The sequence below is a fragment of the Sandarakinorhabdus limnophila DSM 17366 genome, assembly GCF_000420765.1.
GTDB classification, from domain to species: Bacteria; Pseudomonadota; Alphaproteobacteria; order Sphingomonadales; family Sphingomonadaceae; genus Sandarakinorhabdus; species Sandarakinorhabdus limnophila.
This window is the reverse complement of the sequence record NZ_ATVO01000003.1, coordinates 466,268-482,851: the sequence shown is the minus strand read 5'-3', so window position 1 is coordinate 482,851 and position 16,584 is coordinate 466,268. Positions and strand designations below refer to the sequence as shown.

General features: G+C 64.3%; 14 protein-coding genes and 1 pseudogene. 11 read left to right on the top strand and 4 right to left on the bottom strand.

The features are described 5' to 3' along the window. Window positions 1-4 precede the first annotated feature (4 nt). The gene (locus G566_RS0102455; protein ID WP_022679097.1) at window positions 5-793 is read left to right on the top strand and encodes a polyphosphate kinase 2 family protein; all 789 of its coding nucleotides are present in this window, start codon (window positions 5-7) and stop codon (window positions 791-793) included. Here G566_RS0102455 and G566_RS0102450 read toward each other — a convergent pair. Next, entirely contained in the window at window positions 790-2,829 is a 2,040-nt protein-coding gene (locus G566_RS0102450) for a lytic transglycosylase domain-containing protein (RefSeq protein WP_022679096.1), read from the bottom strand. The two genes, G566_RS0102455 and G566_RS0102450, sit on opposite strands and share 4 nt — an antisense overlap. Window positions 2,830-2,864: 35 nt before the next feature. On the opposite strand from G566_RS0102450, the gene dapA reads away from it, so the two are divergent. The 5 genes from dapA (at window position 2,865) to recA (ending at window position 7,653) form a co-directional block, all read left to right on the top strand. Then, window positions 2,865-3,749, top strand: a complete 885-nt coding sequence (gene dapA, locus G566_RS0102445; protein ID WP_022679095.1) for a 4-hydroxy-tetrahydrodipicolinate synthase — start codon at window positions 2,865-2,867, stop codon at window positions 3,747-3,749. Continuing rightward, window positions 3,749-4,231: an SsrA-binding protein SmpB gene (gene smpB, locus G566_RS0102440; RefSeq protein WP_022679094.1), complete on the top strand. Its 483-nt coding sequence runs from the start codon at window positions 3,749-3,751 to the stop codon at window positions 4,229-4,231. The genes dapA and smpB overlap by 1 nt, the downstream gene beginning before the upstream one ends. Window positions 4,232-4,236: 5 nt before the next feature. Then, a complete protein-coding gene (locus G566_RS0102435) occupies window positions 4,237-4,884 on the top strand; it encodes a sulfite oxidase-like oxidoreductase (protein WP_022679093.1) in 648 nt (215 codons plus the stop codon). Window positions 4,885-4,915: 31 nt separating this feature from the next. Continuing rightward, on the top strand, window positions 4,916-6,469 hold the full coding sequence (locus G566_RS13285; RefSeq protein ID WP_022679092.1) for an ATP-binding protein: 1,554 nt from the start codon (window positions 4,916-4,918) through the stop codon (window positions 6,467-6,469). Between the two features lie 110 nt (window positions 6,470-6,579). After that, window positions 6,580-7,653 (top strand): recombinase RecA, encoded by a 1,074-nt coding sequence (recA, locus tag G566_RS0102425; RefSeq protein ID WP_029131158.1) that lies wholly within the window; start codon window positions 6,580-6,582, stop codon window positions 7,651-7,653. Between the two features lie 70 nt (window positions 7,654-7,723). On the opposite strand, the gene G566_RS0102420 is transcribed toward recA, so the two are convergent. Next, window positions 7,724-8,635, bottom strand: coding sequence for a hypothetical protein (locus G566_RS0102420; protein WP_156874401.1), 912 nt, complete (start codon window positions 8,633-8,635; stop codon window positions 7,724-7,726). Between the two features lie 106 nt (window positions 8,636-8,741). Between G566_RS0102420 and G566_RS0102415 the strand changes: the two genes are divergently transcribed. The 3 genes and pseudogenes from G566_RS0102415 (at window position 8,742) to G566_RS15885 (ending at window position 12,920) form a co-directional block, all read left to right on the top strand. Beyond that, window positions 8,742-9,575 (top strand): class I SAM-dependent methyltransferase, encoded by an 834-nt coding sequence (locus G566_RS0102415; RefSeq protein WP_022679089.1) that lies wholly within the window; start codon window positions 8,742-8,744, stop codon window positions 9,573-9,575. A 58-nt stretch (window positions 9,576-9,633) separates the two neighbouring features. After that, complete coding sequence (alaS, locus tag G566_RS0102410; protein ID WP_022679088.1) at window positions 9,634-12,279, top strand: alanine--tRNA ligase; 2,646 nt, start codon at window positions 9,634-9,636, stop codon at window positions 12,277-12,279. Between the two features lie 83 nt (window positions 12,280-12,362). Further along, window positions 12,363-12,920: pseudogene (locus G566_RS15885) on the top strand (SLC13 family permease). On the opposite strand, the gene G566_RS0102400 reads toward G566_RS15885, so the two are convergent. Next, window positions 12,842-14,065 carry an NADP-dependent isocitrate dehydrogenase gene (locus G566_RS0102400; protein WP_022679086.1) on the bottom strand — a complete coding sequence of 408 codons (1,224 nt, stop codon included), beginning with the start codon at window positions 14,063-14,065 and terminating at the stop codon, window positions 12,842-12,844. The pseudogene G566_RS15885 and the gene G566_RS0102400 overlap by 79 nt on opposite strands. An 86-nt stretch (window positions 14,066-14,151) precedes the next feature. Continuing rightward, window positions 14,152-14,688 carry an LOG family protein gene (locus G566_RS0102395; protein ID WP_022679085.1) on the bottom strand — a complete coding sequence of 179 codons (537 nt, stop codon included), beginning with the start codon at window positions 14,686-14,688 and terminating at the stop codon, window positions 14,152-14,154. Window positions 14,689-14,771: 83 nt separating this feature from the next. On the opposite strand from G566_RS0102395, the gene G566_RS0102390 reads away from it, so the two are divergent. Together G566_RS0102390 and G566_RS0102385 are read left to right on the top strand one after the other, a co-directional pair. Beyond that, a complete protein-coding gene (locus tag G566_RS0102390) occupies window positions 14,772-15,641 on the top strand; it encodes a phosphatidylserine decarboxylase (RefSeq protein ID WP_022679084.1) in 870 nt (289 codons plus the stop codon). Between the two features lie 27 nt (window positions 15,642-15,668). Next, window positions 15,669-16,493, top strand: a complete 825-nt coding sequence (locus G566_RS0102385) for a CDP-alcohol phosphatidyltransferase family protein (RefSeq protein ID WP_022679083.1) — start codon at window positions 15,669-15,671, stop codon at window positions 16,491-16,493. Window positions 16,494-16,584: the final 91 nt, after the last annotated feature.

The following is a 16,584-nucleotide window of genomic DNA, read 5'->3' as shown; positions in this document are numbered from 1 at the left end:
GGCCATGAGCCCGTACAATCTCGCCGATTTCGAAGTCGATCATGATCTGCCGCGCGGTGATTATGAAACGCAACTCGAAGCCCTGCAGCATCGGCTGGAGCTGATCCAGGCCGCCTATATCATGCAGGGCCTCAAGGGCATCGTGGCCATCGAAGGCTGGGATGCGTCGGGCAAGGGCGGGCTGGTGACGCGGATGAACGCGACGCTCGATCCGCGCTTCTGCAAGGTCTGGTCGATCGCGGCGCCCACGCGTGAGGAAGCGGCGCGCCATTATCTGTGGCGGTTCTGGCAGCGCCTGCCCGGCAATCGCGAGATCGCCGTGTTCGATCGCACCTGGTACGGCCGGGTGCTGGTGGAGCGGGTCGATGGCTTCACGCCGGAGCCGCGTTGGCGGGATGCCTTCAAGGAAATCAACGATTTCGAGGCGCTGCTGCTCGCCGATGGCGTGCGGCTGGTGAAGATTTTCCTGCACACCACGCAGGCAGAGCAGGACAAGCGGCTGGAAGAACGCATCAGGACGCCATGGAAACGCTGGAAAACCGGCACGGATGATTACCACAACCGGTCTCAGCGGGCGGCCTATGTTGAGGCCTATGAAGACATGTTCCGCTTATGCTCGCCGCCGTCCGCGCCCTGGCATGTGGTGGCGGCCAACGACAAGAAATGGGCGCGGGTGCGCAGCCTGGAACTGATCTGCGAGGCGCTGGGCGCCGGCGTGGACCTCAGCTGGCCGGCGCCGGACGCTGAACTGGTGAAGATTGCCGAGAAAGCACTGGGGAAGAAGCTGGATTAACCCGGGTTGTCCTTGCCCAGCCATTCGCTCAGCCGGTTGGGGCCTTTCGTGACCGCCCGGTCGGGATAAAGCGTTTCATAGACCACAGCATTTTCCAGCACGCGCTGCACATAGTTGCGGGTTTCCGAAAACGGGATGCTCTCGATCCAATCGAGGATGTCGCCGTTCCTGGGGTCGCCGTTCTGCGCAATGAAGCGCCGCACATTGCCCGGCCCGGCGTTATAGGCCGCCACTGCCAGCGGGGCGGAGCCACCGTAACTCGCCCGCAGCCGCTCGATGAAGCCGCTGCCAAGCGTGACATTCCACACCGGGTCCTGCGTCAGCCGGCTGGCCGGACTGGCGGGCAGGCCCATCTTCTGGGCCTGTTCGGCAGCCGTCGCCGGCACCAGCTGCATCAGGCCGAGCGCGTTGGCGCTGGAGCGTGCAGTGCGATCGAACTGGCTTTCCTGGCGCGTAATGGCGTGGATGATGGTGAAGCGTGAAGCCAGGTTTTCAGGCAGCGGCAGCACCGGGAAGGCGGCGGAAATCAGCGCCAGCTCCGCCGTGCCGCGTGCGGCCTTACCGGCGTGCACCACGGCATCGGGGCGGTTCAATGGCCCGGCCAGTCCTGCCACCAGCGCGGCGCGCTGCGGGGTTTCGGCGGTATCGGCGAGTTGCTTCAGAAATGTGGTTTGCCGGCCGCGATCGATGTCGGCCAGTGCAAACACGGCGCGCACACGGCCTTCGGCGCGGAAATTGCCGGCGGTCACTGCATCAAGAACGGGAAGCGGGCGATTGGCCAGCGACAGCGGCTGGCCCAGGCGTTCTGCGGCCAATTGCCCATAGAAATAATCCGGATGGCGGGCGGCGGCGGCGAAATACTGCCGGGCTTGTTCCCGCTGGCCGGCGGAGTCAGCGGCGCGGCCGGCCCAGTAATCGCCGCGCGCCTGGCTGATCGGCGTCTGCGCCACGGCGCGGGCATTGCGGAAATGGGTGAGCGCTTGCGCCGGCTGGTTCAGGCGGCGCAGGGCGAGCCAGCCGGCCAGCCATTCCGCATCAAGCAGCGCCGAGCGTTCCGCCACCGGCCGCGTCGCCATGCGCGCGGAATCCAACCCGTGCCCTGCGAGCACGGCGCGAGCGCTTGTCGGATTGCCGGCGCGCCACAAGGCACGGCCGATATCGAGCCGCGCCTTCAACCAGCTTTCCTGCCCGATGGTGAGCAGCCCACCGGCAATGCGCTGCGTCGCCGGTCCGGACAACAATGTATGACCTTCGGCGGCGCGGCCCTGGCGGATCAGCCATTGCGCTTCGTCCAGCACCAGGCCGGCTTCACGGCGCAGGCGATCCGGCACCACGGCCATGCGGGAAGCCACATCAGGCGCATTGCGTTTCAAGGCGATGCGAGCCAGCGCCCAAAGGCGGGTATCGGTATCGACGCGGGCCAACATGCGCCCCGCCGGCGTGATGCGATCGGCCCACAACAGCCGGTCCATGCGGCTGGCATGATCGTCCGGGCGCAGCCGATCGCCGAATTTCGCCAGCAGACGGGCCTCCTGGACGTCATCCAGCCCGGCGGAATCCCAGGCGTCGCGCGCCCAGGTGGCGGCCGTGCCTGACTGTCCGCTGGCGACCAGTGCTTCGGCGTAGCGCCATTTACCCTCGGCCGTGAGCGGAGCCACGCGCGCAAAATGGCGCACGATCTGATCGGCCGGCGTGTCGTCGCCTATGCTGCGTTCGGCCAGCCGACGGATGGTGGTGGATGCCGGCCAATCGGCATGGCCGGCCAGGAAGGCGGCATAGTCGCTGAAACTTGCCTTGTAGGCTTCGCGGCGCAGGCGGTCCCATGTCACCACCTCTTCCAGCACCGGCACCGCCTGTGCGCCGGACAGCGGCGCACCTGAAAGCTGGTTGAAGCGCCCGCTTTCATTGTCGGCCAGCCGCGCCTGATAGCGCGCGATGGTGGCGGCATCGGGCGTTTGCGCCGCGACGGGGGCGGCCAATACCACCGATATGCTGGACAGGGCGGCCCACCCGCTTCTATTGCGCTCACTATACATGCCGCCCGTGATAAGGTGCGGCAGAGGAACAGGCAATGAATGGACGTCCCTTCACAGGATCAATGCCGGCGCTGGTCACCCCGTTCAAAAATGGCGCGGTGGATCTGGATGGCTTTGCCGCGCATGTGGAATGGCAGATCGCCGAAGGCAGCCATGGTCTGGTGCCTGTAGGCACCACGGGCGAATCCCCCACGCTGGCTCATGATGAACATTATGCGGTGATCACCGCCTGCGTGGAGGTGGCGGCCAAGCGCGTGCCGGTGATCGCTGGCTGTGGAAGCAACGACACCCGCACGGCGCTGGCGCATCTGGCGCATGCGGAAAAAGTCGGCGCCGATGCCGCGTTGATCGTCGTGCCCTATTACAACAAGCCGAGCCAGGCTGGCCTGATCGCGCATTTTACCGCGTTGCATGATGCGACGTCGTTGCCGATCATCATCTACAACATCCCCGGCCGCAGCGTCGCCGACATGTCGGTGGAGACGATGGCCGCGCTGGCGAAGCTGCCGCGGATTATCGGTGTGAAGGATGCCACCGGCAACATCGCCCGCGTGGCGCAGCAACGGTTGGCGTGCGGCACTGATTTCATCCAGCTTTCCGGCAATGATGACATGGCCGTGGGCTTCAACGCGCAGGGCGGGGTGGGGGCGATTTCCGTGACCGCCAACGTGGCGCCCAAGCTGTGCGCGCAGATGCAGGAAGCGACGCTGCGTGGCGATTATGCCGCTGCGCTTGCCATCAATGATCGGCTGCAGCCACTGCACGCGGCGCTGTTCAGCGATGCCTCGCCCGGCCCGACCAAATATGCGCTCAACCGGCTTGGCCGCATGGGCGTTGAAGTGCGCCTGCCGATCGCCGAGCCTTCGGATACTGCCAAGGCTGCGGTTGACGCCGCTCTCGCCCGCGCTGGCTTGGTGTGATGGCAAGACCGAAGCCTACCGTTGGCGTGAAAGTGAAGACCGTTGCCGAGAACCGGCGCGCGCGTTTCGAATATTATATCGAGGACGTGGTGGAAGCCGGCATCATGCTGACCGGCACCGAGGTGAAGTCGCTGCGCAAGGGCCAGGCCAGCATCGCTGAAAGCTTTGCTGAGGTGCGCGATGGCCAGATGTGGCTGATCAATGCGACCATTCAGGAGTTCAGCCACGGCAATATCTTCAATCACGAGCCCAAGCGTCAGCGCAAATTGCTGTTGCATGCACGCCAGATCGAAAAGATGCACACGGCGGTCAGCCGCCAGGGCATGACGCTGGTGCCGCTCGTGATTTATTTTAATGATCGTGGCCGCGCCAAGATCGAGATCGCGCTGGGCAAGGGCAAGCAGCTCCATGACAAGCGCGAAACGTCGAAAGAGCGCGACTGGCAGCGCGACAAGGCGCGGCTGATGCGGGACAAGGGCTGACGCTCATGGCCGATGGCATCCGGAGCAAGCTTGTCGCCATCAAGCAGGCCTGGGCGCAAAGCCGCCGCCTGCTCACCGGCACCAGCGATCCCGATCACGCCAATCGCCTGCCGCCCGGCCAGCGCCTTGTCACCAACTGGCCGGTGCTCGATCTGGGGGTAAAGCCCGATATTGCCAAGGCCGATTGGCGGCTGACAGTCGATGGCGCCGTGGCCAACCCGATCACTTGGGACTGGGCCGCCTATCAGGCGCAGCCGCAGATCGAGGATGTGTCGGACATCCATTGCGTTACCCAATGGTCGCGCTTCGACAATCGCTGGACGGGCGTCGCCACCAGCCATCTGCTCAGCGTGGTGCAGCCGTTGCCGCAGGCCAATGTGGTGGTGCTGCACGGGGCCGATGGCTATACGACCAACATCATGTTGGAGCGTCTCGCGGGCGATGATTGCCTGATCGCCCACGCCCATGATGGTGTGCCGCTGTCCCGCGAACACGGTGGGCCGGTGCGGGCGATCATCCCACGCTGGTATTTCTGGAAATCCGCCAAATGGCTTACCCGCATCGAAGTGCTGGCCGTGGACAAACCCGGCTTCTGGGAGGTACGAGGGTATCACAACGAGGGCGATCCCTGGACGGAGCAGCGTTATAACTGAACCAACCGCCCCTGCAGCCGTGAACGACTGGATGCACTTCCAGCCCGTTCAAGCCGCCTGGCCAGCGCCCTATGCCGAAGGGCTGGCCGGCCCGTGGATCGGCACGCTGTTGATGAACCTGCCGATTGCGCTGGCGCTGCTCGATTCCTCGGGCCGCATCGTCACCGGCAATGATGCCATGCAGGCCACGGCAGGCACCGGCTGGCGCCCCGGCATGCGCCCGGAAGCGATGGTGGTGGGCGACAATGCCGGTATGTTGTCGCGCGCGGTTGCCGATGTGTTGGCCGGTGGTGAGCCGCATGTCCTGCGCCTTGCATTGGCCGAGCACCCCGATGAAGTGCGCGATATCAACGTGATGTCCACCCCGCCGGGCTTTGGTGCCTCGGCTCTGGTGGTGATGCGCGATATTCGCGAACAGATGCGGCTGGAAGCCCAGGTTGCCGCCGTTACGCGGCTGCAGGCGGTTGGCCAACTTGCCGGCGGGGTGGCGCATGATTTCAACAATCTGCTCACGGCCATCCTGGGCCATGCCGAACAATTGCTGGAACGCTTTCCCGATCCCGGCGCCGAACATGATGCGGTTGTGGAAATTTTACACAACGGCAAGCGCGGCGCCAATCTGGTGGCGCAGTTGCTGGCCTTTGCCCGCCAGCAACCGCAGAACCGGCAATTGCTGTGTGTGCGTGAACTGGTGCAGGGGCTGCGGCCGCTGCTAACCAAATTGCTTGGCCCAGCCATCGAGTTGGATATTGTCGCGCCGCCGGGGCTGTTCTTCGTGCGGGCCGATCCTGGACAACTGGAACAAGTGATCGTCAATCTGGCGGTCAACGCCCGCGATGCCATGGAAGGCAATGGCCGGCTGGTGATCAGCATTGCCGATATCCTGCGCCGCGATGTGGCCGGGCTGGGCCATGCCATGATGCCGGCCATCGATTTCGTTTCCATCGATGTTTCCGATACCGGCAGCGGCATTCCGCCTGAGATCGCGGCCAAGATTTTCGAACCGTTCTTCACCACCAAGCCGGTGGGGCAGGGCACTGGCCTTGGCCTGTCCACCGTTTATGGCATCATGAAGCAGTCGGACGGCTATATCTTTGCAAAGCCCGGACCAGGTGGGCGCGGCACCACCTTCTCGCTCTATCTGCCAGGCCGGCCGCAGCCAGCCAAGGTTGCGCCGGGGCAGGTGGTGGCCGACGTGGCACCCGAACCGGTTGCCGCCGGCCGCCGCGTGCTGCTGGTGGAAGATGAACCATCGGTGCGGGCGGTGTTCGCCCGTGGCCTGGAACGCAAAGGCTGCGTGGTGACCACAGCAGGCGATGCCATGGTGGCGCTGGCCATCCTGCGCGACGGGCAGACCTTCGACGTGCTGGTTTCCGATGTGATGATGCCCGGGATCGACGGCGTTGAGCTGGCCTTCGAAGCCGCGCGCATGTGGCCGGAGATGGGCATCGTGCTGATGTCGGGCTATGCCGAACTGCCGCGCCATCGCGAAGCCGATGCGCGCGGAATTCGCTTTCTGGCCAAGCCCTTTGCGCTGGCCGAGCTGGTTGCAGCGATCGCTACCGCACAACCGTTGAAGGGCTGATCGGACGAATATTTCCGCCTTCCGTTCTCTTCTTGTTCTCCCGGAACAATTGGTGTACATCAAAAGCCGTTGACGAATTTGGATCGCGGCTTCAGGGAAGGGATCGGGTCATGGCATCTGCTCTAAAAGTGGTGGAATCGGGAATGGATCGGCAAAAAGCACTCGAAGCGGCCCTGGCCCAGATTGACCGTGCGTTCGGCAAGGGCTCGGTGATGAAACTGGGCCAGCGCGACGCGATGGAGGTGGAGGCGATCTCCACCGGTTCGCTCGGCCTTGATATCGCGCTCGGCATCGGCGGCTTGCCGCGCGGCCGTGTCGTGGAAATCTATGGCCCGGAAAGCTCGGGCAAGACGACGCTGGCGCTGCATGCCATTGCTGAAGCGCAGAAGAATGGCGGCACCGCGGCCTTTGTCGATGCCGAACATGCGCTCGATCCGGTCTATGCCAAGAAGCTCGGTGTCAATATCGACGAACTGATCGTCTCGCAGCCCGATACTGGTGAACAGGCGCTGGAGATCGTCGACACGCTGGTGCGTTCCAACGCCATCGATGTGCTGGTGATCGATTCGGTTGCTGCGCTGGTGCCGCGTGCGGAAATCGAAGGTGAAATGGGGGACAGTCATGTCGGCCTGCAGGCCCGCCTGATGAGCCAGAGCTTGCGCAAGCTCACCGGTTCGATCAGCCGCTCTCGCTGCCTCGTCATCTTCATCAACCAGCTGCGCATGAAGATTGGCGTGATGTACGGCAACCCGGAGACCACGACGGGCGGCAATGCGCTGAAATTCTATGCCTCCGTCCGTCTCGACATCCGCCGCACCGGCCAGATCAAGGACCGCGACGATATCGTGGGCAATACCACCAAGGTGAAGGTGGTGAAGAACAAGGTGGCGCCGCCCTTCAAGCAGGTCGAATTCGACATCATGTATGGCGAGGGCATCTCCAAGATCGGCGAGATTCTCGATCTGGGCGTCAAGGCTGGTGTGATTGAAAAGTCCGGCGCCTGGTTCAGCCATGACAGCATTCGCATCGGTCAGGGCCGTGAGAACGCCAAGAAATATCTGAAAGAAAACCCGGAAACCACGGCCAAGATCGAGAAGATCATCCGTGACAACGCGGCCGGTATTTCCGAGGCGCTGCTGGTTGGTCCTTCGGCTGACGACGACGCCGGCGACGACGAGATGTAAGGTTTGGGCTCGGTTCCCAGAAAGAAGGGGTGGCCAGTCAAATGGCCGCCCCTTTTTCGTTATTGGCCGGTCATTGCGGCGGCGTGGCCTTGATCTTTGCAAGCTCAGCGGCGGCATCTGCCATGCGGCCCGCCATGTCTCCTCGCTGACGCCAGCCCTCAACCGTTGCAGGGCTGCCGTACATGGCCTCGATGAAACGCTCGTCCTGATCGGTCAGCCCGTTAAAGCGCGGTGCACCGGGATCGAACAGCGCCATGATGCTCCCTTCTGGCCGTTCGCGGGCATTCATCCGCAACCGCGACAACGCCACCAGCGCGACATAATCGGTGAGCGCCGCCATCGACACCGCGCCGATGCGATCAATGTCCACCACGATCACGGCTCCGGTGATCCCCACACGTGATGGCAAGTCCAGCCGCGAGGCACGGGCATTATTGTTGTAGGTGATCTCGCCTGGCAGTCCGTTGGCGCTGGCGCCCAGTCCCAGCGGGCCGGGGCTGAACGGCTTTCCATCAGCGCTTTCCGGCGCCGTGAAATGCCACCAGCGCACCGGCAGTGTCGGCGAATTCAGCAATGCTCGTTCCGGCCCGGGCAGCGCATCGAGAGCACCACTCTGCCGGCGGTTCACCGTCTTCACGAGGGTGCGCGCATCGCGGGTGAAGACCACGGCGACATTGGGATCACAATCTCCACCCGCCAGCTTCAACCCGACATGACGGGCCACATCGGCAATTCGGCTGGTGAAGAGTTGGCCCACCTTGCCATCGACACCCAGCGCGACAGGGCACAGCGGCGTGAACCAGCGGGCATTCTGGCCGTTCCGCGTGTCGGCCAGCGCTTTGCGCATGAATTTCGTCGCCTGGGCCCGCAGTGCGCCGCGGCTCAGCCGTTCGGCCGTAACGGTCATGGTGTCGGCCGGCGCGTGCTGGGCCAGTGCGGCGCTGGCCGACATGATCGAGAGAAGGCAGAGAAGTGCACGCATGACGCAACGCTAATCTGCGGCGGCATCCCGTCAAGCGCGGCCGATTGACCGCAAGCGCATCTGTCGCCACATCCGAATCACCACAGCAAGCAGGGGCCTCTCCGCCATGAGCAATGCCGAACAGATTGATTATTGGAACGGCAAGGTTGGGGACATCTGGGTGCAGATGCAGGAGCGCATGGACTTGGCGCTCACCCCTGTCACTGCCGCCCTGCTGGCCGCCGCCAGCCCGCAGCCCGGCGAGATGGTGCTCGATATCGGCTGCGGCGCCGGCGAGACCACGCTGGCGGTGGATGCCGTGGTGGGGGAGGGCGGCCATGCCATTGGCCTCGACATATCCGAGCCGTTGCTGGCCCGGGCCCGCACACGTGCCGAAGCCTTGCTTTCCGAAGCAGAGTTCATTGCCGCCGATGCGTCGGTCTGGGCGGATGAAAGCGGCTTCGATCTCATCCTGTCGCGTTTTGGCGTGATGTTCTTTGCCGATCCACAGGCCGCCTTCACCCATCTCCACGGCCTGGCCGCACCCGGCGGCCGCCTGGTGTTTGCCTGCTGGCAGCCCGCCGCGCGCAACCTGTGGGCAACACTGCCGATGACGGCGCTGGCCGATCTGCTCCCCGCCCAGCCGCCGGCCGATCCCCATGCGCCCGGCCCGTTCGCCTTCGCCGATGCCGCACGGGTGGCGACCATGCTGGAAGCCGCAGGCTGGCAGGATCTGGCTTTCCACAGCCTGCCCTTTGCCATGCTGGTTGGCGGCGGTGGTGATCCGATTGGCGATGCGGTGTCGTTCAACCTGAAAATCGGCCCGGCGGCACGCGTGGTGCGCGATGCCGGCATCGGCGAAGTTGCAAAGCCGCGTCTGGCAGCCGCGCTGCAGCCGTTTCTGGACGACGGCCTGGTCGAGCTGCCCGGCGCTGTCTGGGTGGTTACAGCTCGCGCCTGAGTGAAGCCGTGGATGCTGGCCTTTACGATGGCCGCGTCGGGCGTTAAGCGCTCATCCCATGATCTCGTCGAACGACATACGCCGCAGCTTCCTCGATCACTTTGCCAAGGCAGGCCATATGGTCGTGCCGTCGGCGCCGCTTGTGCCGCAAAATGATCCGACGCTGATGTTCGTCAACGCCGGCATGGTGCCGTTCAAGAATGTCTTCACCGGCCTCGAAACGCGCCCCTACACGCAGGCCGCCAGCAGCCAGAAATGCGTGCGCGCCGGCGGCAAGCACAATGATCTGGACAATGTGGGTTACACCGCCCGCCACCACACCTTCTTTGAAATGCTGGGCAATTTCTCGTTCGGCGATTATTTCAAGGAACAGGCAATCACCCTGGCCTGGGATCTGCTGACCCGCGAATGGGGCCTGGACAAGAACCGCCTGTGCGTCACCGTCTATCACACCGACGATGAAGCCGCCGCCTTGTGGAAGAAGATCGCCGGCCTTTCCGATGACAAGATCATCCGCATCGCCACCAACGACAATTTCTGGTCGATGGGCGATACCGGCCCGTGCGGTCCTTGCTCGGAAATCTTCTACGATCATGGCGATCATATTCCCGGTGGCCCGCCCGGCAGCCCGGATGAGGATGGCGATCGCTTCGTCGAGATCTGGAACCTGGTATTCATGCAGTATGAGCAGGTCGATCGCGACACGCGCCTGAACCTGCCGCGCCCCAGCATCGATACCGGCATGGGCTTGGAACGCATCGCCGCCGTGCTGCAGGGCGTGCACGACAATTATGATACCGATACGTTCAAGACGCTGATCGCCGCCAGCGAGGACAAGGTGGGCAAGGCGCTGACCGCCGAAGCTCGCGCCTCGCACCGGGTCATTGCCGATCATTTGCGCTCGTCGGGCTTCCTGGTGGCCGATGGCGTGCTGCCGGCCAATGAAGGCCGCGGCTATGTGTTGCGTCGTATCATGCGCCGCGCCATGCGCCACGCGCACCTGTTGGGCGCCAAGGATCCGTTGATGCACCAGCTGGTGCCGGCCCTGATGGCGACCATGGGCCAAGCCTTCCCGGAGCTCGGCCGCGCCCAGGCGCTGATCGAGGAAACGCTGAAGCTGGAAGAAACCCGTTTCCGCCAGACGCTGGAGCGCGGGCTGGGCCTGCTGGAGGACGCGACCGCCAAGCTGACGACGGGCGGCACGCTGCCCGGCGACGTTGCCTTCAAGCTTTATGACACGTTCGGTTTCCCTTATGACCTTACCGAAGATGCGCTGCGCGCCCGCGGCATCGCGGTCGATCGCGCCGGTTTCGATGCGGCGATGGCGGAGCAGCGCCGCCTCGCACGTGCCGCCTGGAGCGGTTCCGGCGAAGCCAAGGACGCCGCGGTGTGGTTCGACATTGTCGAGGCCGAGGGCGTCAGCGAATTCACCGGCTATTCCAGCCTGACCGGCGAAGCCAAGGTGGTTGCCCTGGTGAAGGACGGCAAGCAGATCGACAGCGCCAACGCCGGCGACAAGATCGTCGTCGTCACCAATCAGACGCCCTTCTATGCCGAAAGCGGCGGCCAGGCCGGCGACGGTGGCAGCATCAGCTGGGGCGACGGCCTGTCGTCGCGTGTGGCCGATACCCGCAAGGCGCTGGGCAAGCTGCATCTGCATGACGTCACGCTCACCGTCGGTCCGCTTGCCGTGGGCGACGTGGTGAAGCTGGACGTGGATGCCCCCCAGCGCGGTGCCCATCGCCGCGCTCACAGCGCCACCCACTTGCTGCACGCCGCGCTGCGTCGCCGGCTCGGCACGCACGTCTCGCAGAAGGGCAGCTATGTTGGCGAAGATTATCTGCGCTTCGACTTCTCGCACCAGAAGGCGATGACGCCGGCCGAACTGGCGCAGGTGGAAGCCGATGTGAACGCCCAGATCCTGGGCAATCGCCCGGTTTCGACCAAGCTGATGACGCCAGACGCCGCCATCGAAGCCGGCGCCATGGCGCTGTTCGGCGAGAAATATGGCGAGGAAGTGCGCGTCCTTTCGATGGGGGCCGATGACGGCGGCGACACTTATTCGGTGGAACTGTGCGGTGGCACCCACGCCGAAGCGCTGGGCGATATCGGCCTCCTGAAGATCACTAGTGAAAGCGCGGTTGCCAGCGGTGTGCGCCGCATTGAAGGCAAGACCGGCATCGCCGCGCGCGAATGGCTGAACGAGCGCGAGGCGCTGTTGCTGGAAGCCGCCGCCGCCATCAAGGCGCGGCCCGAAGAAGTGCCGGCGCGGCTCGCCACACTCATCGATGAGCGCAAGCGACTTGAGCGCGAACTGGCTGATGCCAAGAAAGCGTTGGCTCTCGCCGGCCCCGCTGGCGCCAAGGCCGGCCCCGAAATGGTCAATGGCATCGCCTTCCAGGGTCAGGTGCTGGATGGCCTTGAAGCCAAGGCCCTGCGCGGCTTGGTGGATGAAGCCAAGCAGGCGCTGGGCAGCGGCATCGTTGCCATCGTGGCGGTGAACGACGGCCGCGCCAGCGTGGCCGTGGGCGTGACCGACGATCTGGTGGGCACACGTTCGGCGGTGGATCTGGTGCGGGTTGCAGCTGCAGCGCTGGGCGGCCAGGGCGGCGGCGGCCGGCCCGACATGGCCCAGGCTGGCGGCCCGGATGCAGACAAGGCGGCGGACGCGATTGCCGCCGTAAAGGCCGCGCTCGCGGGGTGATGGTCGCAGCGGTGGGGCGCTTGGCCCTGCCGCCACCGCCTTGAAATTGCACTGGTGCGCCGAACCGGCCTAGGCTCCGTGCCGTGTCCGATGGCGCTCTTATCCTGCTGATCTTTGGCGCCGGCCTTGTCGGTTTTGCCAGTGAACGCATCCGCCACGATCTGGTGGCGCCGCTGATGCTGGCGGCCAGCGTGTTGCTGGGGCTGGTGCCGGCCGCCGAAGCCTTCGCCGGCTTGGGCGATCCGGCGGTGATCACGGTGGCAGCCGTGATGGTGCTCAGCGCGGCCGTGTCGCGTTCGGGCATGCTGGAACGCTTGTTGTGACCGCTGCAGCCGTTGCTGAGCCGGGAAGCCGGCATTGGCATCGTCTACGCGCTGCTCACCGGGGCGGCATCGAGTGTGATGAACAATGTCGGCGCGCTGGCGCTGCTGCTGCCGGCCGCATTGGGCAGTTGCCGGGCAGCGCACGTGTCGCCCAGTCGGGTGCTGATGCCGATGGCCTTTGCCTCGCTGTTGGGCGGGCTGGGCAGGGGAGGGCAAGTGCGGCTTGGAGGCCCCAGTCGTTACAAACCTTTGACGATGGCGGCATCGAGATTCGCGCGAACGGCTTCGAAGAATTTCTCCGTGGTCATCCAGGCCTGATCGGGGCCGATCAGCAGCGCCAGATCCTTGGTCATCGCACCCGATTCCACGGTTTCGACGCAGACGCGCTCCAGCGTTTCGGCGAATTTCGTCACCATCGGCGTGCCATCCAGTTTGCCGCGATGCTTCAGGCCGCCGGTCCAGGCAAAGATGCTGGCGATCGGGTTTGTGCTGGTCGGCTTGCCTTCCTGGTGCATGCGATAGTGGCGGGTCACGGTGCCGTGCGCGGCTTCGGCTTCCACCGTCTTGCCATCGGGGGTGAGCAGGATGCTGGTCATCAGGCCGAGGCTGCCATAACCCTGCGCCACCATGTCCGACTGCACGTCGCCGTCGTAATTCTTGCAGGCCCAGATGAACTTGCCCGACCATTTCAGGGCGGAGGCGACCAGATCGTCGATCAGGCGATGTTCGTAAACGATGCCAGCCTTGCGGTACTGGGCCTTGAAATCATTGGTATAAACTTCTTCGAACAGATCCTTGAAGCGGCCATCATAGGCCTTCAGGATGGTGTTCTTCGTCGAAAGATAGACCGGCCAGCCGCGATCGAGGCCATAGTTCAGGCAGGCGCGGGCGAAATCGCGGATGCTGTCGTCGAGGTTGTACATGCCCATGGCGACGCCCGACGACGGGAATTCGAATACCTCTTCCTCGATCACGCTCGAACCATCCTGCGCTTCCCAGCGCATGGTCAGCTTGCCGGGGCCGGGCACCTTGAAATCGGTGGCGCGATACTGGTCACCAAAGGCATGGCGGCCGATGACGATGGGATCGGTCCAGCCCGGCACGAGGCGCGGCACGGACTTGATGACGATGGGTTCGCGGAACACCACGCCGCCCAGGATGTTGCGGATGGTGCCGTTGGGCGATTTCCACATCCGCTTCAGTCCGAATTCCTTCACGCGGGCTTCGTCGGGCGTGATGGTGGCGCATTTCACACCAACGCCGAACTCCTTGATCGCATTGGCGGAATCAACCGTGATCTTGTCGTTGCTATCATCCCGGCTTTCCATGCCGAGGTCGTAATATTTCAGATCAATGTCGAGATAGGGCAGAATCAGCTGCTCGCGGATCCATTGCCAGATGATGCGGGTCATCTCGTCGCCGTCGAGCTCGACAACGGGGTTTTCGACCTTGATCTTCGGCATCTTGTACTTCCTGCGTTGCTGCGACGGTTTGTAGCAGTCGTTCTAGGGGGTGGCGGGCGGGCCGGTCAATGGTGTCAGCCGCTGTTTTACCCAAGCTTTTCCGACAGGGCCGCCAGATTTTCCAGCGGTTCGGCAAGCGCAGCCAAATGCGGCGGGCCAAAGCCGGCGGCACTGATATGGGCGAGCAACGCCGTAAGCGGATCCCAATAGCCGTTGCCGCCCAGCAGCCAGATCGGCTTGTCGTGAATGCCCAGTTCCCGCCAGGTCAGGCTTTCGAAGAACTCGTCGAGGGTGCCGATGCTGCCGGGCAAGGCGATGATGGCATCGGAAAGCCGGTGCATCAGCGCCTTGCGCTCGTGCAGCGTCTCCACAACGTGCAGTTCATCAAGCCCGTCCTGGGCGATTTCGGTGGTCATCAACAGGCGCGGGATGATGCCGATCACGCGGCCGCCACCTTCCTTGCAGGCCCGCGCCGCCACGCCCATCAGCCCGACGCGGCCGCCGCCGTAGACAAGTGTGACGCCGTGTTCGGCACAGAGCCGGCCAAGGCCCGCAGCCAGTTCGGCATGGGCAGGATCATGGCCGGGGCGGGAACCACAGAACAGCAGCAGGGATTGGATCATCGCCGCCCTGTGACGCATCGACGGGCGGTGCGCAATGCGCGATCAATTGCCAAGCGGCGTATGACGGGGCTAAAGCAGCAAGCATGACCGATCCTGACAAGAAACTGACGCTTGAAGAGCTTGAGGCCGAGCTGAACGCGTTGAAGGTACCGCCGGACGCGGAACCGCAACTGCCGTCTGCGCAACAGCAGCAGACTTTGGCACCACCGCCCGAGGTCCCGGCCGGGCCACTGCCGCTGGTGCCGGGTGAGAGCGCCAAGTATCGCCTGCCCGACATGCACCCAGAAGGCCGCAAATTCCTGGCAATCGCGCTGGCCGCTGTGCTGTTCAGCGGGCTGGTGCTGGAATGGACTGCGCTCAGCTTCGTGCTGCTTGGCATTGCGATCTGGGTGGCGGCCTTCTTCCGCGATCCGGTGCGGGTGACGCCGATTGGCGAGAATTTGATCGTGTCGCCGGCCGATGGCCTGGTGAGCCTGATTACCAACGTCGAGGTGCCGCGCCAGTTGCTGGGTGAAGGCGGCCTGGGCGAGGGCCTGGTGACGCGCGTGACCGTGTTCATGAACGTTTTCGATGTGCACGTGAACCGCGCGCCGATCGCGGGGCGGCTGACGCGCATCGTTTATGTGCCAGGCAAGTTCCTCAACGCCGATCTCGACAAGGCGAGTGAAGAGAATGAGCGGCAGTATTTCGTAATGGAAGATGCCAGCGGCGTGCGTGTCGCCTTCACCCAGATTGCCGGCCTGGTGGCGCGGCGGATCATGAAGTGGGTGGATGTGGGCCAGGCGCTGAAGGTGGGTGAGCGCTTTGGCCTGATCCGTTTTGGCAGCCGGGTCGATGTATTCCTGCCGGCCGGTTATGTGCCCGCCGTTGCGGTGGGCCAGCGGGCCATCGCCGGGGAAACCGTTCTGGCGGTGAAGGGTGCGCCCCTCATGCAGAGCGCGCAGGCGCAATGACGCGGCCTGCCTGCTGATGCACAATCGATGATCGACCGCGAACCACCTCGCCGCCGCGGCATTCCGTTGCGCGCTGTCGTGCCCAATGCGGTGACCGTGCTGGCCTTGTGTTGCGGGCTCACCGGGGTGCGTTTTGCCATTGGCGGGGAATGGGAAAAGGCCGTGGTCGCGGTTCTGCTGGCTGGCGTGCTTGATGGTATCGATGGCCGCATCGCGCGCTTGTTGAAGGGCAGCAGCCGCTTTGGTGCCGAACTGGATTCGCTGTCAGACGTGACGGCCTTTGGCGTGGCGCCGACGCTGATCCTGTATCTGTGGGCCTTGCAGCATCTGCCGGGACGACTGGGTTGGGTGATCGCATTGGCCAATGCCATTGCCTGTGCACTGCGGTTGGCCCGGTTCAATGCCCAGATCGATGCCGATGACCAGCCGCACAAGAAACTCGGCTATCTGACCGGGATACCGGCACCGGCAGCTGCGGGCCTGACACTGGCGCCACTGTATGTGCACTTCTGGTTGGCGCCATCAGCGCTTGATGATCTTGCGGTGCGCGCGGGCGTGGTTGCCGCCACCTCGCTCACCGTGGCGTTCCTGATGGTGTCAAACCTGCCAAGCTATGGCTGGGGGTCGCTGCGCCTGCGGCCGTCGTGGCGCTTGCCGGCGTTGGCGGCCATCGGCTTGCTGGCCGGCGCGTTGTTCACCAATCCGTGGCCAACACTCGCTATCATCACCATCGTTTATGCCGTATCGATCCCGATGGCGATCAACTCCTATGCCCGGGTCAAGGCCCGGACTGGGCGGACGATCGACGACCGCACCAACAGTGCCGACGACGGCATCCAGCCGCCGCCTTGAACCGGTTGCCCGCGCAGGGCATCGACCAACGCCAGGCGGGCGTCACCCAGCATGAGGCCAACCAGGGCCCAGGCGGCCACACAGGCCAGCA